Origin of the sequence: Pseudomonas sp. NBRC 111139 (assembly GCF_001753955.1) — a bacterium.
GTDB classification, from domain to species: domain Bacteria; phylum Pseudomonadota; class Gammaproteobacteria; order Pseudomonadales; family Pseudomonadaceae; genus Aquipseudomonas; species Aquipseudomonas alloputida.
Window position 1 is genome coordinate 71,552 of sequence record NZ_BCBP01000038.1, and the last position, 19,866, is coordinate 91,417.

At 61.9% G+C, this 19,866-nt stretch carries 20 protein-coding genes; 15 read left to right on the top strand and 5 right to left on the bottom strand.

Features of this window, described 5'->3' with window-relative positions; translation table 11 throughout:
• Positions 1 to 116: 116 nt before the first annotated feature.
• Together gluQRS and dksA are read right to left on the bottom strand one after the other, a co-directional pair.
• Entirely contained in the window at positions 117 to 1,004 is an 888-nt protein-coding gene (gene gluQRS, locus BJQ17_RS15665; protein ID WP_003250007.1) for a tRNA glutamyl-Q(34) synthetase GluQRS, read from the bottom strand.
• A 63-nt stretch (positions 1,005 to 1,067) separates the two neighbouring features.
• Positions 1,068 to 1,514: an RNA polymerase-binding protein DksA gene (gene dksA / locus BJQ17_RS15670; RefSeq protein ID WP_003250009.1), complete on the bottom strand. Its 447-nt coding sequence runs from the start codon at positions 1,512 to 1,514 to the stop codon at positions 1,068 to 1,070.
• A 210-nt stretch (positions 1,515 to 1,724) separates the two neighbouring features.
• On the opposite strand from dksA, the gene BJQ17_RS15675 reads away from it, so the two are divergent.
• Together BJQ17_RS15675 and sfsA are read left to right on the top strand one after the other, a co-directional pair.
• Positions 1,725 to 2,897: a pyridoxal phosphate-dependent aminotransferase gene (locus tag BJQ17_RS15675; RefSeq protein WP_047603402.1), complete on the top strand. Its 1,173-nt coding sequence runs from the start codon at positions 1,725 to 1,727 to the stop codon at positions 2,895 to 2,897.
• Positions 2,897 to 3,610, top strand: coding sequence for a DNA/RNA nuclease SfsA (sfsA, locus tag BJQ17_RS15680; RefSeq protein ID WP_004575787.1), 714 nt, complete (start codon positions 2,897 to 2,899; stop codon positions 3,608 to 3,610). The genes BJQ17_RS15675 and sfsA overlap by 1 nt, the downstream gene beginning before the upstream one ends.
• On the opposite strand, the gene BJQ17_RS15685 is transcribed toward sfsA, so the two are convergent.
• Entirely contained in the window at positions 3,600 to 3,917 is a 318-nt protein-coding gene (locus tag BJQ17_RS15685) for a Rieske (2Fe-2S) protein (RefSeq protein WP_014592391.1), read from the bottom strand. The two genes, sfsA and BJQ17_RS15685, sit on opposite strands and share 11 nt — an antisense overlap.
• Before the next feature lie 148 nt (positions 3,918 to 4,065).
• Here BJQ17_RS15685 and BJQ17_RS15690 point away from each other — a divergent pair, with 148 nt between their 5' ends.
• The 4 genes from BJQ17_RS15690 (at position 4,066) to BJQ17_RS15705 (ending at position 7,740) form a co-directional block, all read left to right on the top strand.
• Positions 4,066 to 4,950, top strand: a complete 885-nt coding sequence (locus tag BJQ17_RS15690) for a hemin ABC transporter substrate-binding protein (RefSeq protein WP_012053733.1) — start codon at positions 4,066 to 4,068, stop codon at positions 4,948 to 4,950.
• A gap of 50 nt (positions 4,951 to 5,000) precedes the next feature.
• Complete coding sequence (locus BJQ17_RS15695) at positions 5,001 to 5,984, top strand: iron ABC transporter permease (RefSeq protein WP_162996163.1); 984 nt, start codon at positions 5,001 to 5,003, stop codon at positions 5,982 to 5,984.
• A complete protein-coding gene (locus BJQ17_RS15700) occupies positions 5,984 to 6,751 on the top strand; it encodes a heme ABC transporter ATP-binding protein (protein WP_003250021.1) in 768 nt (255 codons plus the stop codon). The genes BJQ17_RS15695 and BJQ17_RS15700 overlap by 1 nt, the downstream gene beginning before the upstream one ends.
• 104 nt (positions 6,752 to 6,855) lie before the next feature.
• Entirely contained in the window at positions 6,856 to 7,740 is an 885-nt protein-coding gene (locus BJQ17_RS15705; protein ID WP_070096300.1) for a ChaN family lipoprotein, read from the top strand.
• Between the two features lie 181 nt (positions 7,741 to 7,921).
• On the opposite strand, the gene BJQ17_RS15710 is transcribed toward BJQ17_RS15705, so the two are convergent.
• On the bottom strand, positions 7,922 to 8,200 hold the full coding sequence (locus BJQ17_RS15710; protein WP_003250025.1) for a TfoX/Sxy family protein: 279 nt from the start codon (positions 8,198 to 8,200) through the stop codon (positions 7,922 to 7,924).
• A gap of 157 nt (positions 8,201 to 8,357) precedes the next feature.
• Positions 8,358 to 9,920, bottom strand: coding sequence for a bifunctional aminoglycoside phosphotransferase/ATP-binding protein (locus BJQ17_RS15715; protein WP_070096301.1), 1,563 nt, complete (start codon positions 9,918 to 9,920; stop codon positions 8,358 to 8,360).
• Between the two features lie 115 nt (positions 9,921 to 10,035).
• On the opposite strand from BJQ17_RS15715, the gene mrcB reads away from it, so the two are divergent.
• The 9 genes from mrcB to msrQ all read left to right on the top strand — a co-directional run.
• Positions 10,036 to 12,357: a penicillin-binding protein 1B gene (gene mrcB / locus BJQ17_RS15720; RefSeq protein WP_004575791.1), complete on the top strand. Its 2,322-nt coding sequence runs from the start codon at positions 10,036 to 10,038 to the stop codon at positions 12,355 to 12,357.
• A gap of 15 nt (positions 12,358 to 12,372) precedes the next feature.
• Positions 12,373 to 13,173 (top strand): M48 family metallopeptidase, encoded by an 801-nt coding sequence (locus BJQ17_RS15725; RefSeq protein WP_017147958.1) that lies wholly within the window; start codon positions 12,373 to 12,375, stop codon positions 13,171 to 13,173.
• Entirely contained in the window at positions 13,173 to 13,505 is a 333-nt protein-coding gene (locus BJQ17_RS15730; protein ID WP_003250034.1) for a YqcC family protein, read from the top strand. The genes BJQ17_RS15725 and BJQ17_RS15730 overlap by 1 nt, the downstream gene beginning before the upstream one ends.
• Before the next feature lie 408 nt (positions 13,506 to 13,913).
• Positions 13,914 to 15,638: an acetolactate synthase 3 large subunit gene (locus BJQ17_RS15735; RefSeq protein WP_003250036.1), complete on the top strand. Its 1,725-nt coding sequence runs from the start codon at positions 13,914 to 13,916 to the stop codon at positions 15,636 to 15,638.
• Between the two features lies 1 nt (position 15,639).
• Positions 15,640 to 16,131 carry an acetolactate synthase small subunit gene (gene ilvN / locus BJQ17_RS15740; RefSeq protein ID WP_003250040.1) on the top strand — a complete coding sequence of 164 codons (492 nt, stop codon included), beginning with the start codon at positions 15,640 to 15,642 and terminating at the stop codon, positions 16,129 to 16,131.
• A gap of 56 nt (positions 16,132 to 16,187) precedes the next feature.
• Complete coding sequence (ilvC, locus tag BJQ17_RS15745; protein ID WP_003250043.1) at positions 16,188 to 17,204, top strand: ketol-acid reductoisomerase; 1,017 nt, start codon at positions 16,188 to 16,190, stop codon at positions 17,202 to 17,204.
• A gap of 150 nt (positions 17,205 to 17,354) precedes the next feature.
• Positions 17,355 to 18,206, top strand: coding sequence for a CDP-diacylglycerol--serine O-phosphatidyltransferase (gene pssA, locus BJQ17_RS15750; RefSeq protein ID WP_003250045.1), 852 nt, complete (start codon positions 17,355 to 17,357; stop codon positions 18,204 to 18,206).
• A 79-nt stretch (positions 18,207 to 18,285) separates the two neighbouring features.
• The gene (msrP, locus tag BJQ17_RS15755; RefSeq protein WP_003250049.1) at positions 18,286 to 19,299 is read left to right on the top strand and encodes a protein-methionine-sulfoxide reductase catalytic subunit MsrP; all 1,014 of its coding nucleotides are present in this window, start codon (positions 18,286 to 18,288) and stop codon (positions 19,297 to 19,299) included.
• On the top strand, positions 19,299 to 19,866 hold a 568-nt coding region (gene msrQ, locus BJQ17_RS15760), incomplete at its 3' end, for a protein-methionine-sulfoxide reductase heme-binding subunit MsrQ (RefSeq protein ID WP_070096302.1). The genes msrP and msrQ, both read left to right, overlap by 1 nt.

Sequence of the window (19,866 nt, forward strand, 5' to 3'; positions counted from 1 at the left end):
GAATGAATGTGCCGGCCTCTTCGCGGGTGAGCCCGCTCCTACAGGTAAAGCGTCGCCTCTAGGTTTATTGAGGACCCTGTGGGAGCGGACGCACCCGCGAAGAGGCCGGTAAAGGTTCAGCGCAAATCAGCCTCTGGCACCGTGGTCCGCTGCGCGATCGCTTCTGGCCGCCATTGCGTGCGCGCGACTGCCAGCACCTCTGCCGGCGTCGCCAACAGCAGTTCCGGGTCTGTCTCCTGCCCCAGCGCCCGCAATGCCCGCAGCAGCAGGGGGGTAGCATGCTCCGCCTGCAGTGGCGGTGAACGGTACGACTTGCCCAGCTTGTGCCCATCCGGCTGCACGATCAGCGGAATATGCAGGTAACGCGGCTGTGAGAAGCCCAGCAACTCCTGCAGGTACAGCTGGCGCGGGGTGTTGTCGAGCAGGTCGGCACCCCGCACGATGTCGGTAACACCCTGCCAGGCATCGTCCAGCACCACGGCCAGCTGGTAGGCGTACAACCCGTCACGACGCTGGATGACGAAGTCGCCCACCTCACGCCCCAGGTGTTGCTGGTACTCACCCTGCACTCGGTCGGTAAAGCGGTAGATCAGCTCTGGCACCCGCAAGCGGATTGCCGCCCCTTCACGGGCATGCCCGGCGTTACGGCAAAAGCCCGGGTAGATGCCGTTGTAGCGTTCCAGTTGCTTGCGCGAGCAGGTGCATGCATACGCCAGGCCCATGTTGAACAGGCGGTCTACCACGGCAGCATAGGCATCGTGGCGCTGGCTCTGGAATACCACCTCGCCATCCCAGTGCAGGCCATAACGTTCCAGTGTCTGGAGGATGGCATCGCGGGCGCCGGGCATTTCCCGGGGCGGGTCGGTGTCTTCCATGCGCAGCAGCCAGCGGCCGTTGACGGCGCGGGCATCAAGCCAGGAGGCGAGGGCGGCGACCAGCGAGCCGAAGTGCAGGAAGCCGCTGGGGGTGGGGGCGAAGCGCCCGATGTAGCTGGAGTCGGTCATGGTCAGGCTGGGCATATAAATGAAACGGGGCGCATGATGCGCCCCGTTCAGGTGGAAGAAAGATCAGCCTTTGCCGACCGTTTTTTCCTTTTTCTCGGCAATTTCCTTGCAGTCGAAGCACAGGTCGGCGGTTGGGCGGGCTTCCAGGCGGCGCAAGCCGATCTCGATGCCGCACGACTCGCACCAGCCGTACTCTTCGTCCTGAATCTTCTGCAGGGTTTTATCGATTTTCTTGATCAGCTTGCGCTCGCGGTCGCGGTTGCGCAGTTCGAGGGCGAATTCCTCTTCCTGGGATGCGCGGTCTGCGGGATCTGCGAAGTTGGCTGCTTCTTCTTTCATATGGTCAACGGTCTTGTCGACGCCGACCATCAGCTCTTGCTTCCAGCCAGTGAGGATCTTGGTGAAGTGCTTGCGCATGGGCTCACCCATGTACTCCTCACCCTTGGTCTCCTGATAGGGTGCAACCCCATAAAGATTCTGGTTGGCTTTTTGCTTTTCTAGGGTGGACATGAATAGACCGCCTCTCACTCATCTGATCCAATGCGCAGGATGCTCCATCTCCGGCGACCGCCGGCCCTGCGACTGCGAGCCGCCGAACTTACCAGATAGATCGGGGGTGCGCTACCCCGCCCGATCCTGCTAATTGACACCGGCCTGAGCGGTACGTTCGGTGGTGTGCAGAGGTAGAATCTCCAGTTTAGACCCAATTGAGAGAAGGTCATGGCCCAACCCTACAGTGCGCGCAGCCGCGCCATCGAACCTTTCCACGTCATGGCGCTGCTGGCCCGGGCCAACGAGCTGCAGGCGGCCGGGCACGACGTGATCCACCTGGAAATCGGCGAACCGGATTTCACCACGGCCGCACCCATCGTTGCGGCCGGCCAGGCCGCGCTGGCCGCCGGGCACACGCGCTACACCGCTGCACGCGGTCTGCCGGCACTGCGTGAGGCAATTGCCGGCTTTTATGGGCAGCGCTATGGCCTGAACATCGACCCGGAACGCATCCTTATTACCCCAGGTGGCTCCGGCGCGCTGCTGCTGGCCAGCAGCCTGCTGGTGGACCCGGGCAAGCACTGGCTGCTGGCCGATCCGGGTTACCCGTGCAATCGCCACTTCCTGCGCCTGGTCGAGGGCGGGGCCCAATTGGTACCGGTGGGCCCGGATGTGAACTATCAGCTGACTGCCGACCTGGTTGAGCGTTACTGGGACAAGGACACCGTCGGTGCCCTGGTTGCTTCGCCGGCCAACCCGACCGGTACCGTGCTGGGGCGCGATGCGTTGGCCTGCCTGGCCAAATCCACCCATGAGCGGCATGGCCATCTGGTCGTGGACGAGATCTACCACGGCCTCACCTATGGCATGGACGCGCCGAGCGTGCTGGAAGTCGACGACTCGGCATTCGTCCTGAATAGTTTTTCCAAGTATTTCGGTATGACCGGTTGGCGCCTTGGCTGGTTGGTGGCCCCGCCCGGTGCGGTCGCCGACCTGGAGAAACTGGCGCAGAACCTGTACATCAGTGCGCCGAGCATGGCCCAGCATGCCGCGCTGGCCTGTTTCCAGCCCGAGGCGCTGGCCATTTTCGAAGAGCGCCGCGCCGAATTCGCCCGCCGTCGCGACTACCTGCTGCCCGCCCTGCGTGAACTGGGCTTCCGCATCGCCGTCGAGCCGCAAGGCGCGTTCTATCTGTATGCCGATATCAGCGCTTTTGGCGGGGACGCGTTCGCATTCTGCCGACACTTCCTGGAAACCCAGCACGTGGCGTTCACGCCGGGCCTGGACTTCGGTCGCCACCTGGCCGGGCACCATGTGCGCTTCGCTTATACCCAGAGCCTGCCGCGCCTGGAAGAAGCGGTGCAGCGTATTGCCCGTGGCCTGCAGAGCTGGCAAGGCTGATGCGTTTCTCTCCTTCACTCGAGCAGGGCCGCCTGTTGCGTCGCTACAAGCGCTTTCTGGCCGATATCGAACTGGCCAGCGGCGAGCAGATGACTATCCACTGCCCGAATACCGGCTCCATGCTCAACTGCATGCGTGAAGGTGGGCAGGTGTGGTTCAGCCGCTCCAACGACCCCAAGCGCAAGCTGCCAGGGACCTGGGAAATCAGCGAAACCCCCCAGGGGCGGTTGGCCTGCGTGAATACCGGGCGGGCCAATGCGTTGGTCGAAGAGGCCCTGCGCGCCGGCACAATCACTGAACTGGCCGGTTTCACTGCACTCAAGCGTGAAGTGGCCTATGGCGAAGAAGGCAGCCGTATCGACTTTCGCCTGGAGTTCGAGGGTGCCCCGGCCTATGTCGAGGTCAAGAGTGTGACGCTGGGCTACCCCGACACTGCAGTTGCGGCCTTCCCTGATGCGGTGACTCAACGCGGTGCGAAACACCTGCGCGAGCTGGCAAAGCTTGCCCGGCAGGGCGTGCGGGCCGTGCAGCTGTATTGCGTGAACCTGACCGGTATCGACGCTGTGCGCCCGGCTGAAGAAATCGATACGGCCTACGCCCAAGCGCTGCGCGCTGCCGTAGCGGACGGGGTGGAGGTGCTGGCCTATGGCACTCGGCTGGACGCCGAGGGTATCGTCATCGATCGCCGCTTGCCGGTGCTGCTTACCCCTTGAACCAGATGCCCTGGCTGTCTTCGTGGCAGCCCAGGGGCTGCAACTGCTCACCCTCACAGGGGCCTGCCACGCATTCGCCGCTTTCTATCAGGAACAGCGCACCGTGATGGGCGCAGTGGATGAGGCTGGCGCTGTCATCCAGAAACGCGTCCTCTGCCCAGTTCAGCGGGATGTCCCGGTGTGGGCAGCGGTTGCGGTACAGGTACACCTGGCCTTGGCGACGCACGCCGAACAGTTCGAGGCCGTCTACGCTGAAGGCGCGGCTTTGGCCCTCGGCCAGGCCGAGGGATGTACAAAGGAAGTGCATGGCAAGGATGACCCGTGAAACACGTGATGGCTTGACGCTCCAATGCGAATAATTATCAAATTGATCGCATTCGCTGCGCCTGGCTGCCTATGGTGCGCAGTTCCGCTGCTCGCCACAAGGCATGTAGCCCGTCTTCAGAAGGAACCCGATGATGCGCCGTCCAGCTGCTTTTCTCGCTCTGTGTGCAAGCCTTGTGCTCTCTACCCAAGCCTTGGCAGCCGAGCTGCCACAACGCTGGGTCAGCGCGGGTGGCGCCTTGAGCGAGTGGATAACCGCATTGGGAGGTGAAGCGCGCCTGGTCGGTGTGGACACTACCAGTCAGCACCCGGCCTCGTTGAAAGCCTTGCCCAGTGTGGGTTATCAGCGACAACTGTCGGCCGAGGGTATTCTCAGCCTGCGTCCGGATGTGCTGGTGGGCACCGAGGAAATGGGGCCGCCACCGGTACTGGCGCAAATCCGCAAGGCCGGCGTGCGGGTCGAGTTGTTCTCCAGCAAGGCCGAGCTGCCGGCAGTAGATGAAAACCTCAGGCACCTGGGGCAGTTGCTCGGTGCAGAGCAGCAAGCGTCCGCGCTTGCAGCGGACTACCGCCAGCGGCTCGATGCGTTGCAGGCCAACGTCAAGCTGGCCCAGGCCGGGCAGCAGGCTCCCGGGGTGTTGCTGCTGGTCGGCCATGCCGGGGCCAAGCCGCTGATCGCCGGGCAAGGCACTGCCGGTGACTGGCTGCTGAGCCAGGCGGGTGGGCGTAACCTGGCCGCGCACCCAGGCTACAAGAACTTCTCCAACGAAGCGTTGGCGGCGCTTGACCCGGATGTGATCGTGTTTTCCGACCGGGCGCTGGCCGATGAACAGGCCTTGCAGGCGCTGTTGAAAGAAAACCCCGCGCTGGCTGCCTCGCGGGCCGTGCGTGAGAAACGCCTGGTCTCCTTGGACCCGACGCTGCTGGTCGGCGGGCTCGGGCCTCGGCTACCGGCGACCTTGCAGTCGCTGGCAGCCACCTTCTACCCGGCTGCTCAGGCCAGCTTCGCGCAATGAAACAGCGGGTCTCGCCACGTACGTTGTTCATTAGCCTGAGCCTGCTGTGCCTGTTGGCGATCTGGCTGTCACTGGCGCTGGGGCCAGTCAGCCTGCCAATGTTCGATACGCTGCGCGCTGGCCTGCGTCTTTTGGGGCTGCCCGTTTCCGAAGATGGCCTGCAGCAGGCCGAGATGATCCTTGGCCAGATCCGTCTGCCGCGCACCCTGTTGGGGTTGGCGGTGGGCGCGGTGCTGGCGCTGTCCGGGGTGGCCATGCAGGGGCTGTTCCGCAACCCGCTGGCCGACCCCGGGCTGGTAGGGGTTGCCGCCGGCGCCGCGATGGGGGCAGCGGTTGCCATTGTTGGCGGCGCCTGGTTTGGCGGCATGCCGGATGCTTTCGCGCCTTATCTGCTGTCGTTCTGCGCGTTTGTCGGCGGGCTTGGTGTAACTGCGCTGGTCTACCGCCTGGGGCGCCGCGATGGCCAGACCAACGTCGCCACGATGCTATTGGCTGGCGTGGCCATGACCGCGCTGGGGGGCGCGGCCGTGGGGCTGTTCTCTTACCTGGCCGATGACGCCACCTTGCGCACGCTGACGTTCTGGAACCTTGGCAGCCTCAATGGCGCCAGCTATGAGCGGCTGTGGCCATTGTTGCTGGTGGCGACAGGGGTAGCGGTGTGGCTGCCGCGCCGGGCCAAGGCGCTGAATGCCCTGTTGCTGGGTGAGTCGGAGGCCCGTCACCTGGGCGTTGACGTGGAGCGGCTCAAGCGTGAGCTGGTGTTCTGCACGGCGCTGGGCGTGGGGGCGGCAGTGGCGGCAGCCGGGTTGATCGGCTTCATCGGTCTGGTAGTGCCGCACCTGGTACGTCTGCTGGCCGGGCCTGATCACCGTGTGGTGCTGCCTGCCTCGCTGCTGGCCGGCGGTGTACTGATGTTGTTCGCCGACCTGGCGGCGCGGCTGCTACTGGCGCCTGCCGAGCTGCCGATTGGTATCGTCACGGCCTTCATTGGTGCGCCGTTCTTCCTGTTCCTGCTGATGCGAGGGCGCAGCTGATGTTGCATGTAGAGGGCCTGTACCTGCGCAGGGGCAGCAATGAGGTGCTGCACGACATTCACCTGCAGTTGCCTCCGGGGCAGGTCGTGGGTGTGCTCGGTCCCAACGGTGCCGGCAAGAGCAGCCTCCTGAGTGTGCTGTGCGGTGAACTGGCGCCCGACCGCGGGCGGGTAACGCTGCAGGGCCGCCCGCTGGCCGATTGGGCCGGACAGGAACGGGCAAGGCGCCTGGCAGTGTTGCCTCAGGTGTCCAGCCTGGGTTTCTCGTTTCGGGTGGAGGAAGTGGTAGGCATGGGGCGCATGCCTCATGGCACCGGTCAGCGGCGCGATGCGGAAATCGTCGAAGCGGCGTTGCGGGCGGCAGATGCCTGGCACCTGGTAGAGCGCAGCTACCTGGCGCTTTCCGGTGGCGAGCGGCAACGGGTACACCTGGCCCGCGTGCTGGCGCAACTATGGCCGGGGGAGGAGGGCAGCACGTTGTTGCTCGACGAACCGACCTCGATGCTCGACCCGCTGCATCAGCACACCACCCTGGAAGCCGTACGCCGCTTCGCCGACTGCGGTGCTGCAGTGTTGGTGATCCTGCATGACCTGAACCTGGCAGCACGTTACTGTGACCGTATCCTGTTGCTGGAACAGGGGCGCTGCCACGCGTTTGCCACGCCCGAAGAGGCACTGACCCCAGCGGCACTGAAGGCGGTGTACGGTATTGACGTGTTGGTGCAGGCGCACCCCGAGCGCGGGCACCCGCTGATCATCACCCGTTGATGTTCTCAACGCGTGCATGGCCTTTGTGAAAGTGGCCTTGTCTTGCGACCGGCCCGCCCCCGGTGCAGGCCATTTAAAGTGTGGATGACATGGAGTAACTGCCGATGCGACACCCGATGCTGTCCGGTTTCTCGCTGTGCCTGGTACTGGCGATAGGCGGCTGTCAGGCCAGCCTGCCGCCGTTGCCCGCCTGGCAGAGCAGTGAAGGTCGCACGCACGCCGAGCTGGGAAAGATTGTCGACCTGTCCAATGAGCAGGTCATAAGCCCTGAAACGCTGGTGCAGCGCCTGGCTGATGCGCCCCGAGTGCTTGTCGGCGAGAAGCATGACAACCCTGACCATCACGCGCTGCAACTGTGGCTGCTGCGCGCTCTTCAAGGCCAGCGCACTCAGGGCAGCCTGTTGCTGGAGATGCTGCAGCCCAGCCAGCAATCGCGGGTGGACAAGCTGGTGGGGCAGCCTTTGCCGGAAGACTTGCCCAAGGCACTGGCCTGGCAGGAGGGCTGGGATTGGCAGTTGTACGGGCCGATTGTCACCGAAGCCTTGCAGCATCGGGTGACGTTGCTGGCCGCCAACCTTTCGCCCGACGAGATGCGTCAGGCCTATCGACAGCCGGCGCCGGTGCAGGGCGAAAAGTCCAATGCACCCGCGGTAAAGGCTGCCTTGCTGGAACAGGTGCGCGCCGGGCATTGCGGGATGCTGCCGGAAAACCAGTTACCGGCGATGCTGGCCGTTCAGCAGCAGCGCGACCGGCGCATGGCCGAGCGCTTGCAGGCGGCACCGCAGCCGGCGCTGCTGTTTGCCGGGGCTTACCATGTGCGCAAGGACCTGGGCATACCCTTGCATCTGGCTGACCTGGGGGTGTCGGGGGAGAGCAAGGTTTTGCTGCTGGCTGAGGTGGGCGAGCGAGTCGAGCCTGGCGAGGCTGATTATGTGTGGTACACGGCGGCGATGCCGGAGCAGGATTATTGTGCGCAGCTGCGGCGTTGATCCTGAAAAAGCACAGGCAAAAAAAAGACCCGGCAAATTGCCGGGTCAATAACCGTGATTAGCCTGATGAGGAGATAATCTGAGAGTCCGAACCAGGGGCTCTTAGCTTATCCAACCAGTCTCGCGACCAGTTGTGATAATCATAACAATTCTCATTTAGCCGTCAATCCCTTTACCCCGATTATTTTGGTTTTTTTTGCGCAGGGTTTTTCGCGTCCAATTGTTGGTTGAGTGCTTCCTTGCGTTCGAGCGGCAAATCGTTCCAGTGCATGTCCAGCAGGGCGCCTTCAATGGCATACAACAGCACCTTCGATGCACGGAACCCTCGTGTCTTCACGGCCTGGTACGCACCCACCGCGCCCAGGCGGCGCAAATCCGATGCACTGTGGATGCCGGCTGCATGCAGCCACTGCGCAGACGTCTTGCCAAGGTTCTTCAGATGCTGCAATTCATCGTTCATCGAGCCTCCTTGCGATGGCTGAACGGGAATGGGGGATAAATCGCGAGCAGGTCTGAGAGGAGTGTAGCGGGCGTTGGGAAATATGCGGCTTTTTGCCATCGGGTGATGAGCGGCCTGTGCCTGCCCCTTCGCGGGCAGGCACAGGAAGATGACGAACTTACAGGCCAGGCAACCGCTGGCGAATCTGCTCGATCACTTGATCCATGCTGCCGGCAGCCTGGGTATCGACGCGGGTGCTGTGCACCAGCTCCTGCGCATCCAGCGCCTCACGGCTGGCCTGCTGGGCCTTGATCACCTCCAGCGTGGCATCCGAGGGGTCGCTGTTTTCAGCCTGGCGCTGCTCCAGCCAACTGGCGATGACCGCCTCTGGCGCGTGGCAGTCGAGGATGAGGAACGGCACGCCGGTCTGGCTGGCAACGTCTGCCGCAGCCTGACGCTGCTCACGCTTGAGGTAGGTGGCGTCCAGCACCACCGGGAAGCCGGCGCGCAGCACGGTCGCTGCCACCTCGTGCAGGCGCTGATAGGTCGCTGCGCTGGCGTCCTGGTCGTATATGCCCGTACTCAGCTGGCCGGCGTCGGCCTGCTGTTGTTCGCCGAACAGGCGCTTGCGCTCTACGTCCGAACGCACGCGCACTGCACCCAAGGCCTCGACCAGGCGCATGGCCACGTGACTTTTGCCCACCGCCGAAACACCATGGGTGATGGCCAGCAGGCGCGACGGGATGGCGCTGTAACTTTCGGCCAGGTTGGCGTAGTTGCGGTAGGTGCGCAGGGTGGTGGCACGTTGCACGCCATCGGCGTCGGCCGGCATGCTGAACAGTGCGACCTTGGCCCGCACCAGCGCACGGTAGGCTTTGTAGAAGTTGAGCAGTTCCAGGCCTTCGTAATCCCCCGTCAGTTCCAGGTACTGGCTGATGAAGCGCCGGGCCAGGCATTTCAGGCCGCGGTCTTCCAGGTCCATGGCCAGGAAGGCGGTGTCGGCGTAGACGTCGGTCAGTCGGAAAGGCTCGTTGAATTCGATGCAATCGAAAATCACTACCTTGCCATCGATCAAGGTGGCGTTGCCCAGGTGAATGTCACCGTGGCACTCACGGATGAAGCCATTGGCCTTGCGCTTTTCCAGCAGCCCTTGCAGGCGCTCGAAGCTGCTGCGGGCCCAGGCCTGCAGGGCGTCAAGTTGCTGCAGATCGGCTTTGTCGCTGAGGAATGGGCGAATCTGCTCGAAGTTCTGCTCCACCGGGGCCATCACGCTGTCTGGCGTGCCCAGCGGGTGCTCCATCGGCACACGCGGAGCCTGAAGGTGAAAATCGGCAATCTGCCGGGCCATCTGGTCGATGTGCGTGGCGTTCAGTTCGCCATTGGCCTGCAGGGTGTTGAGCATCTGCCCCTGGGGGAACTGGCGCATCTTCAGCGCGTACTCGATGGCTACGCCTTCGCCACCGATCTGCGGTGCGTCGACGCTACCGGTGATGGGCAACACTTCCAGGTACAGGCCTTCGGTCAGGCGTTGGTTCAGGCGCAATTCTTCGTTACAGAAATGCTGGCGCTGGTCCAGTCCGGTGAAGTCCAGGAAGCCGAAATTCATCGGTTTCTTGATCTTGTAGGCGTATTCGCCAGTGAGCAGGACCCAGGAGATATGCGTCTCGATGAGCTGAAACCCCTCCACGGGGTGAGGGTACAGGGCAGGGTTCTGCAACGCAGTAATAAGAGCTTGGCTCACGGCAAATCCTTCCGGGGCAAGGGAATTCGAATGCGCCATTATGGTCAATGGTGCCGTCCCTGCCTACCGCCGGGCCGTCTGCCCAGCCTTTATAAAGTGCGTATAATCCGCCGCCATGACCCGAACCCGAAATCCCCGCACCCCTCAGAAACGCCCGACCGGCCGCTCCCGCGCCTGGCTGGGCTGGGCTTTGAAGCTCAGCCTGGTTGGCCTGGTGATCGTCGCCGGCTTCGCGGTTTACCTCGATGCCGTCGTCCAGGAAAAGTTCTCCGGCAAGCGCTGGACCATCCCGGCCAAAGTGTATGCCCGACCGCTGGAGCTGTTCACCGGCCAGAAGTTGAGCAAGAACGACTTCCTCACCGAGCTCGATGCGCTCGGCTACCGTCGCGAAAACGCGGCCAACGGCCCGGGCGCTGCGTCCGTCAGCGGCAATACCGTCGACCTCAATACCCGTGGCTTTCAGTTCTACGAGGGCATGGAGCCGGCGCAGTTCGTCCGTGTACGCTTCTCTGGCGATTACGTTGCAGGCCTTTCCGGTGCCAATGGCAAGGCGCTTGACGTGGTGCGGCTGGAGCCGCTGATGATCGGCGGCATCTATCCGAAAAATCTCGAAGACCGCATCCTGATCAAGATTGATCAGGTACCCAAATATCTGCTCGAAACCTTGGTGGCCACGGAAGACCGCGAGTTTTACAGCCACTACGGCGTGTCGCCAAAGTCCATCGCCCGGGCCATGTGGGTCAACACGTCGTCCGGCTCGATGCGCCAGGGTGGCAGTACCCTGACCCAGCAGTTGGTGAAGAACTTCTACCTCAGCAGCGAGCGCAGCCTCAGCCGCAAGCTGACCGAGGCGATGATGGCGGTCCTGCTCGAACTGCACTACGACAAGCGCGAAATCCTTGAGGCTTACCTCAACGAGGTGTTCGTCGGCCAGGACGGTCAACGCGCGGTGCACGGCTTTGGTCTGGCGAGCCAGTTCTTCTTCAGCCAGCCGCTGTCTGAGCTGAAACTGCATCAGATCGCCCTGCTGGTGGGCATGGTCAAAGGCCCGTCCTACTACAACCCGCGGCGTCACCCCGAGCGTGCCCTGGCTCGCCGCAACCTGGTGCTCGACCTGGTGGCCGAGCAGGGCGTGGCCAGCCAGGCAGAAGTCGATGCGGCGAAGAAAATGCCGCTGGGCGTGACCAAGCGTGGCAGCCTGGCCGACAGCTCGTTCCCTGCCTTCCTCGACCTGGTCAAGCGACAGTTGCGCCAGGACTACCGCGACGAAGACTTGACCGAAGAAGGCCTGCGCATCTTTACCAGCTTCGACCCTATCCTGCAGATGAAGGCCGAAACCTCGATGAGCGAGACCTTCAAGCGCCTGGCGGGCCGCAAGGGGGCAGACGATGTCGAGGCGGCAATGGTCGTGACCAACCCTGAAACCGGTGAAGTACAGGCGCTGATCGGTAGCCGCCAGGCAGGTTTTGCCGGCTTCAACCGGGCCATCGATGCTGTACGGCCGATCGGCTCCCTGGTCAAACCGTCGGTATACCTGACTGCGCTGGAGCAGCCGAGCAAGTACACCCTGACCAGTTGGGTGCAGGACGAGCCATTTTCGGTCAAAGGGGCTGACGGCCAGGTCTGGCGCCCGCAAAACTATGACCGCCGCCCGCATGGCACTATCTACCTGTACCAGGGGCTGGCCAACTCTTACAACCTGTCGACCGCCAAGCTCGGCCTGGAAGTGGGTGTGCCGAACGTGATCAAGACCATTGGTCGTTTGGGCGTGAATGTCGACTGGCCAGCGTTTCCGGCCATGTTGCTGGGGGCGGGTGGCATGTCGCCGATGCAGGTCGCAACCATGTACCAGACCATCGCCAACGGCGGCTTCAACACGCCGATGCGCGGTATCCGCAGCGTGCTCACCGCCGAGGGCGAGCCGCTCAAGCGCTACCCGTTCCAGATCCAGCAAACCTTCGACCCGGGTGCCATTTACCTGGTGCAGAACGCCATGCAGCGTGTAATGCGCGAAGGTACAGGGCGTTCGGTGTACAACACCTTGCCACGCTCGCTGACCCTGGCGGGCAAGACCGGTACCAGTAACGACTCGCGTGACAGCTGGTTCTCCGGCTTCAGTCAGGATCTGCTGGCCGTGGTGTGGATGGGTCGTGACGATAACGGCAAGACACCGTTTACCGGCGCCACCGGCGCCTTGCAGGTGTGGACCAGCTTCATGAAGAAAGCCGACCCGCTGCCGCTGGATATGCCGCAACCGGATAACGTGGTGCAGGCCTGGATCGACCCTTACACAGGCCACGGGTCTGATGCCAGCTGTCCGGGAGCGGTGCAGATGCCGTATATTCGCGGGAGTGAGCCGCCGGCCGGCGCAACCTGTGGCGGCGAGCAGGACCCAGTCGAATCGGTAATGGACTGGGTCAAGGGCTGGATGAATTAAGCACAGGCTGCATTGATGAGGTGTGACGTGAACAAGTGGCTGTTTCCTGCCGTGACGGCGTTGGCTGTGCTCCAGGGGTGCTCCAGCGTCCCGCGTGGCAATATTCCGGTGGTCGACTCGAGCACCCGCGTGTCCAACAGCGAACGCGTGACGGCCAACCGCTCGGCGGGTGGCTATAACACCGGCACCGCCCAGGCGCAGACGCTGCCGGAGGATTCCGGTGTCACCGTGATGATCCCGCAGGGCGCAGGCGCATCGGGCATCCAGACATTCCCGGCGGGCAATGGCGCTGCGCCGATCAGTACCTCGCCGATCACCCCGGGGCCGATCAGTGCAGGGCCTGTCAGTTCGGCGCCGATGACCACCAATCCCAACCCGATTGCCGATGAACCCTTCGACATCGCTGCGATGAACAGCACCCCGCAAAGCGCCAGTGCGCCAACCGGTATTCCGCGCAGCGCCGCCGCCGGTGGCCTGTCGGCCGACGAGCAGCTGGACGGTCCTGTGCTGGCACTGCTGACCACTGCGAAGACGCAGCAGGGCAGTGGCGACTTCAACGGTGCCGCCTCTAGCCTGGAGCGTGCCCAGCGCATTGCTCCGCGTGAGCCGCAGGTCCTGTATCGCCTGGCCCAGGTGCGCCTCTCGCAAGGTGATGCGGCGCAGGCCGAGCAGTTGGCGCGCCGCGCCCTGACCTACGCCAACGGTCGCCCAAGCCTGCAGGCAGAGCTTTGGAACACGATCGCCCAGGCCCGTGAAAAGCAGGGTGACAGCGCCGGCGCTGCGCTGGCCCGGCAAAAGGCGCGGGTCAATTCGTGATGATCGAGCAACGCGTGCTGGATATTGCCGACCACCTGCTCTTGATCGAGCGCGAGCTGCAGGTGCAAGGCTGGTGGGATGACGAGCCGCCAAGCGACGAGGCACTGGCCAGTACGGTGCCGTTCGCCGTGGATACCCTCAGTTTTGAGCAGTGGCTGCAATGGATCTTCCTGCCACGCATGAAGATCATCATCGAGCTGGGCCACCCGCTGCCCAATGCATCGAGCATCCTTGTCATGGCCGAAACGGTGTTTACCGACCGGCCGGAGCAAAGTCGTGAGCTACGCCGCCTGTTGGCAGCTTTTGATCAATTGATCGCTCCTTCCGCCTGATTTCTTCAGTTTTTCCGTCAAGGGCCGCAGATTGTGGCCCTTTTTTTTGGAAATCTTCTTAATTCTGCTGCTGAAGCGATTTTTAGTGGTGGCAGGAATTCATCTTGGGGAAAAATTGGCAATAATTTTTCTTGACTTGTTGGCGCCGAATCACAAGAATCCAACTTCCGCTGTAGAGGGACTGCCAGAAGCAGACCCGCTAAGCAGATCATGAGGTGCACACCCGCGCCGACCTGTTACACCCCGCAACGCGTTACCTCGCGCTGGGTGGGAAACCCCCGCAACACTCTGGGGATTTCCCAATACTTGCTCAGTCAGTGCTGACGTTCGCTCATGCTCTGCTTGGCAGTAAACCTATTAAGACCCGTCCAGTGAGGGCGGTATTCTGGCGTTTTAGAGGTGAACAACGTGGAGCTTTTATCTGGCGCTGAGATGGTCGTCCGCTTTTTGCGTGACGAAGGCGTTAAGCACATCTACGGGTACCCTGGTGGTGCTCTCCTGCATGTTTACGACGCACTGTTCAAAGAACCGGAAGTGGAACACATCCTGGTTCGTCACGAGCAGGCGGCCACCCATATGGCGGACGGTTACGCTCGCGCCACCGGCAAGGCCGGTGTGGTGCTGGTAACCTCCGGTCCTGGCGCAACCAATGCCATTACCGGTATTGCCACCGCCTACATGGACTCGATTCCGATGGTCATTCTGTCCGGCCAGGTGCCTAGCACCATGGTGGGCACCGATGCCTTCCAGGAAACTGACATGATCGGTATCTCGCGGCCGATCGTGAAGCACAGCTTCATGATCAAGAATCCGACCGAGATCCCTGAAGTTCTGAAAAAAGCTTTCTACCTGGCGCAATCCGGTCGTCCAGGTCCAGTCGTGGTCGACATTCCAAAAGATATGACCAACCCGGCTGAGAAGTTCGAATACGTCTACCCGAAAAAGGTCAAGCTGCGCTCCTACAGCCCGGCGGTCCGTGGTCACTCCGGCCAGATCCGCAAGGCTGCCGAGATGCTTCTGGCGGCCAAGCGCCCGGTCGTCTACTCCGGTGGCGGTGTGATCCTCGGCGGTGGCTCCGAAGCCCTGACTGAAATCGCCAAGTCGCTGAACCTGCCGGTCACCAATACCCTGATGGGGTTGGGTGGCTTCCCGGGTACCGACCGCCAGTTCCTCGGCATGCTCGGCATGCATGGCAGCTACACCGCCAACATGGCCATGCACAATGCCGACGTCATCTTTGCCGTCGGTGCGCGTTTCGACGACCGCGTTGTAAACGGTCCGGCCAAGTTCTGCCCGAACGCCAAGATCATCCACATCGACATCGACCCGGCGTCGATCTCGAAGATGATCAAGGCCGACGTGCCAATCGTCGGCCCGGTCGACAGCGTGCTCAGCGAAATGCTCGGCATCCTCAAGGAAATCGGCGAGCAGCCTGACAAGGCTTCGCTGGATGCCTGGTGGAAGCAGATTGACGAATGGCGTGGCAATGGCGAGTTGTTCCCTTACGACAAGGGCGATGGCAACGTCATCAAACCGCAAAAAGTCATCGAGACACTGTGTGAAGTGACCAATGGCGATGCCTTCGTCACTTCCGACGTGGGCCAGCATCAGATGTTTGCCGCGCAGTACTACCGCTTCAACAAGCCAAACCGCTGGATCAACTCCGGTGGCCTGGGCACCATGGGCTTCGGCTTCCCGGCGGCGATGGGCGTCAAGCTCAACTTCCCGGATCAGGACGTGGCCTGTGTGACCGGCGAAGGCAGCATCCAGATGAACATCCAGGAGCTGTCTACCTGCATGCAATACGGCCTGCCGGTGAAGATCGTCAACCTGAATAACGGTGTGTTGGGCATGGTCCGCCAATGGCAGGACATGGCCTACAACGGTCGTCACTCGCACTCGTACGTCGAGTCGCTGCCTGACTTCATCAAGCTGGCCGAGGCCTATGGCCATGTGGGTATCCGCATCACCAGCCTGAAGGACCTCAAGCCGAAGCTGGAAGAAGCGTTTGCGATGAAGGACCGTCTGGTGTTCATCGACATCGCGGTTGACCGCAGTGAGCACGTCTATCCGATGCAGATCAAGGATGGCTCGATGCGTGACATGTGGCTGAGCAAGACGGAGCGTACCTGATATGCGGCACATCATTTCCCTGCTGCTGGAAAACGAACCAGGTGCGTTGTCCCGCGTGGTCGGCCTGTTCTCCCAGCGCAACTACAACATTGAAAGCCTGACTGTAGCGCCAACCGAAGACCCGACCCTGTCGCGTCTGACGCTGACCACCGTTGGCCATGACGAAGTGATCGAACAGATCACCAAGAACCTGAACAAGCTGGTCGAAGTGGTCAAGCTTGTCGACCTGTCGGAAAGCGCTCACATCGAGCGTGAACTGATGCTGGTCAAGGTCAAGGCCACCGGTGCCCAGCGTGCCGAGATCAAGCGCACCACGGATATCTTCCGTGGCCAGATCGTCGACGTGACCGCCAGCGTGTACACCGTGCAGCTGAGCGGTACCAGCGACAAACTGGACAGCTTCATCCAGGCGATCGGCACTGCATCGATTCTGGAAACCGTGCGCAGCGGCGTTACCGGCATTGCCCGTGGCGACAAAGTGCTCAGCATCTAAATCCAAAAAATTAGCGATGGCTCCGCAGGGGCCGAGATATAACCAGGGGTATTTTCATGAAAGTTTTCTACGATAAAGACTGCGACCTTTCCATCATCCAGGGTAAGAAAGTCGCCATCATCGGTTACGGCTCCCAGGGCCACGCTCAGGCGTGCAACCTGAAAGACTCCGGTGTAGACGTTACCGTCGGTCTGCGTAAAGGTTCGGCTACCGTTGCCAAGGCTGAAGCCCACGGCCTGAAAGTTGCCGACGTTGCTACCGCTGTCGCTGCGGCTGACCTGGTCATGATCCTGACCCCGGACGAGTTCCAGGGCGCTCTGTACAAGAACGAAATCGAGCCGAACATCAAGAAGGGCGCTACCCTGGCCTTCTCTCACGGTTTCTCGATCCACTACAACCAGGTTGTTCCGCGTGCCGACCTCGACGTGATCATGATCGCGCCGAAAGCCCCGGGCCACACCGTTCGCTCCGAGTTCGTCAAAGGCGGCGGCATCCCTGACCTGATCGCTATCTACCAGGACGCTTCCGGCAACGCCAAGAACGTCGCACTGTCCTACGCTTCGGGCGTGGGTGGTGGCCGTACCGGTATCATCGAAACCACCTTCAAGGACGAAACCGAAACCGACCTGTTCGGTGAGCAGGCTGTTCTGTGTGGCGGTACCGTCGAGCTGGTCAAAGCCGGTTTCGAAACCCTGGTCGAAGCTGGCTACGCGCCGGAAATGGCCTACTTCGAGTGCCTGCACGAGCTGAAACTGATCGTAGACCTCATGTACGAAGGCGGCATCGCCAACATGAACTACTCGATCTCCAACAACGCCGAATACGGTGAGTACGTCACTGGCCCGGAAGTCATCAACGAAGAATCCCGCAAGGCCATGCGCAATGCCCTGAAGCGCATCCAGGACGGCGAGTACGCGAAGATGTTCATCTCCGAAGGTGCTACCAACTACCCATCGATGACCGCCAAGCGCCGCAACAACGCCGCTCACGGCATCGAAATCATCGGCGAGCAGCTGCGCTCGATGATGCCGTGGATCTCGGCTAACAAAATCGTCGACAAGACCAAGAACTAAGTCTTATCGAAAGATGAAAAACGCGGCTTCGGCCGCGTTTTTTCGTTCTGGCATCCAGCTTCTGGTATAAAGCAGACCAGTGGCTCGCTGTCAGAACCTGTTTCGCGGGCCCGTGTCGAACATTTTCCATCCTGTTGCAAGGTACCCTCCATGAGCGAACGTCCCGAAGAGCCGAACAAGCCCTCCGACGCCGAAAGCCTGCTACCTGTCGATGAGCACGTTGAAGAAGGGCATGACGCCGAAGGCCGCAAGGTGCGCCACCGCGGCATCTACCTGTTGCCCAACCTGTTTACCACCGCCAACCTGTTTGCCGGTTTCTATTCCATCATCAGCTCGATGAGCGCACAGAGCGCCCTGAGTGCCGGCGACCCGCGCGAGGCGAGCAAGTACTTCGCTTTTGCCGCTATCGCCATCTTCGTGGCCATGGTGCTCGACGGCCTGGACGGCCGCGTTGCGCGCATGACCAATACCCAGAGTGCCTTCGGTGCCGAGTATGACTCGCTGTCGGATATGGTCGCCTTCGGCGTGGCCCCGGCTTTGCTGGCCTTCGGCTGGGCGCTGGGTGACATGGGCAAGGTCGGCTGGATGGTTGCTTTCATCTATGTGGCCGGCGCCGCGTTGCGCCTGGCGCGCTTCAATACCCAGGTCGGTACCGCCGACAAGCGCTACTTCATCGGCCTGGCCAGCCCGGCTGCCGCAGGTGTGGTGGCGGGCACCGTATGGGCGTTCAGCGACTACGGCATCCAGGGCTCCAAGCTGTCGTTCCTGGTCGCGCTGCTGGTGGCTGCTGCTGGCATGCTGATGGTCAGCAACATCAAGTACAACAGTTTCAAGGAGCTGGACCTCAAGGGGCGCGTCCCGTTCGTGGCGATCCTGGCGGTGGTGCTGGTGTTTGCCGTCGTGTTCAGCGACCCGCCGCGTATCCTGCTGTTGATCTTCCTTGCCTATGCAGCATCGGGGCCGATCCAGTTCCTGCTGAAGGCTCGCCGTCGCAAAGCGTGAAAATCACTTAACGCTGGAATAACCTCACGGCTCCATAGTCTTACTGGTACATCCGTTACTCAGTGCTATGGAGCCGTTCATGCTTATCAAGCTTCCCAGGTCTTCCGAGTGCAAGGCGTCGGAGATCACCCCCGAAGGCATTTACCTTTCCCGTCGTACCCTGCTGGGTGGCTCATTGGCTGGCTTGGCGCTAGGCGCATTGCCGGGCGGGGTGGGCGCGGCGCAAATGTCGCGTTATGCCGATGTGCAGGCTGGGGCCGCGCCGGCCTGGTTCACTGACAAGCTCGCGGCCACGCGCTGGCAAGCGGTGACGGTGAAGGACGAGGCGATTACGCCGTTCAAGGACGCCACTCACTACAACAACTTCTACGAGTTCGGGCCCGACAAGGGCGACCCGGCGGCCAATGGCGACAGCCTGAAGACCGAACCGTGGTCCATTGTGGTGGATGGTGAGGTTGGCAAGCCCGGACGCTATGCACTGGAGGACTTCGTCAAACCCTATCAGCTTGAGGAGCGGATCTATCGGCTGCGCTGCGTAGAGGCGTGGTCGATGGTCATTCCGTGGCTGGGGTTCCCTTTGGCTCAGGTGCTCAAGCAGGTCGAGCCGACTTCCAGTGCGCGTTATGTGCGTTTCGAAACGCTGAAGGATCCGCAGCATATGCCGGGGCAGCGTTCTGGCTTCGCCTTGATCGACTGGCCTTATAGAGAAGGGTTGCGCCTGGATGAGGCGATGCACCCGCTGGCAATTCTCGCAGTGGGTATGTACGGCCGGGAACTGCCCAACCAGAACGGTGCGCCGTTGCGTTTGGTGGTGCCTTGGAAGTATGGCTTCAAGAGCATCAAGTCGATTGTGCGCATCAGCCTGGTAGCGGAGCAGCCCGGCACTACCTGGGAAGGGCTGGCGCCGGATGAATATGGTTTCTACGCCAATGTGAACCCGACAGTCGACCACCCGCGCTGGAGCCAGGCGCGCGAACGTCGCTTGCCCAGCGGGTTGTTCAGCCCCAATGTGCGGGAGACGCAGATGTTCAATGGCTATGCTGATGAAGTGGCGTCGCTGTATACCGGGCTCGATCTGCGGAAGAACTACTGATGCGTTACCCCTGGTTTCGCTTGGCCATCTTTGTCGTAGGCTGCCTGTTCCCGGTGTGGTGGCTATATGAAGCGGCGATGAACCTGCTGGGGCCTGATCCCGGGAAGATCATGATGGACCGCCTTGGGCTTGGGGCGCTTACCTTCCTGTTGGTGACCTTGAGCATGACGCCACTGCAGAAGCTGACGGGCTGGTCTGGTTGGATCGTGGTTCGCCGGCAGCTGGGGTTGTGGGCGTTCGCTTATATAGTGCTGCACATCCTCTGTTACCTGTTCTTTATTCTTGGGCTGGATTGGGGGCAGTTGGCTGTGGAGCTGCGCAAGCGGCCCTACATTATCGTGGGGGCGCTGGGGCTCCTGGGTTTGCTGGTGCTGGCGGTCACCTCGAACCGGTACAGCCAACGGCGGCTGGGGGCGCGGTGGAAGAAGCTGCACAGGTTGGTGTATGCGGTGCTTGGGTTGGGCTTGCTGCATTTCCTGTGGATCGTGCGTTCCGACCTTCGGGAATGGGCGATCTATGCGTTTATTGGGGCTGTGTTGATGGTCTTGCGGATACCTGCTGTTGCGC

Excerpts from the sequence above, each read along its gene's own strand:
- gluQRS (WP_003250007.1), bottom strand. The coding sequence starts at position 1,004 with ATGACCGACTCCAGCTACATCGGGCGCTTCGCCCCCACCCCCAGCGGC.
- dksA (WP_003250009.1), bottom strand. The coding sequence starts at position 1,514 with ATGTCCACCCTAGAAAAGCAAAAAGCCAACCAGAATCTTTATGGGGTT.
- BJQ17_RS15675 (WP_047603402.1), top strand. The coding sequence starts at position 1,725 with ATGGCCCAACCCTACAGTGCGCGCAGCCGCGCCATCGAACCTTTCCAC.
- sfsA (WP_004575787.1), top strand. The coding sequence starts at position 2,897 with ATGCGTTTCTCTCCTTCACTCGAGCAGGGCCGCCTGTTGCGTCGCTAC.
- BJQ17_RS15685 (WP_014592391.1), bottom strand. The coding sequence starts at position 3,917 with ATGCACTTCCTTTGTACATCCCTCGGCCTGGCCGAGGGCCAAAGCCGC.
- BJQ17_RS15690 (WP_012053733.1), top strand. The coding sequence starts at position 4,066 with ATGATGCGCCGTCCAGCTGCTTTTCTCGCTCTGTGTGCAAGCCTTGTG.
- BJQ17_RS15700 (WP_003250021.1), top strand. The coding sequence starts at position 5,984 with ATGTTGCATGTAGAGGGCCTGTACCTGCGCAGGGGCAGCAATGAGGTG.
- BJQ17_RS15705 (WP_070096300.1), top strand. The coding sequence starts at position 6,856 with ATGCGACACCCGATGCTGTCCGGTTTCTCGCTGTGCCTGGTACTGGCG.
- BJQ17_RS15710 (WP_003250025.1), bottom strand. The coding sequence starts at position 8,200 with ATGAACGATGAATTGCAGCATCTGAAGAACCTTGGCAAGACGTCTGCG.
- mrcB (WP_004575791.1), top strand. The coding sequence starts at position 10,036 with ATGACCCGAACCCGAAATCCCCGCACCCCTCAGAAACGCCCGACCGGC.
- BJQ17_RS15725 (WP_017147958.1), top strand. The coding sequence starts at position 12,373 with ATGAGGTGTGACGTGAACAAGTGGCTGTTTCCTGCCGTGACGGCGTTG.
- BJQ17_RS15730 (WP_003250034.1), top strand. The coding sequence starts at position 13,173 with ATGATCGAGCAACGCGTGCTGGATATTGCCGACCACCTGCTCTTGATC.
- ilvN (WP_003250040.1), top strand. The coding sequence starts at position 15,640 with ATGCGGCACATCATTTCCCTGCTGCTGGAAAACGAACCAGGTGCGTTG.
- ilvC (WP_003250043.1), top strand. The coding sequence starts at position 16,188 with ATGAAAGTTTTCTACGATAAAGACTGCGACCTTTCCATCATCCAGGGT.
- pssA (WP_003250045.1), top strand. The coding sequence starts at position 17,355 with ATGAGCGAACGTCCCGAAGAGCCGAACAAGCCCTCCGACGCCGAAAGC.
- msrP (WP_003250049.1), top strand. The coding sequence starts at position 18,286 with ATGCTTATCAAGCTTCCCAGGTCTTCCGAGTGCAAGGCGTCGGAGATC.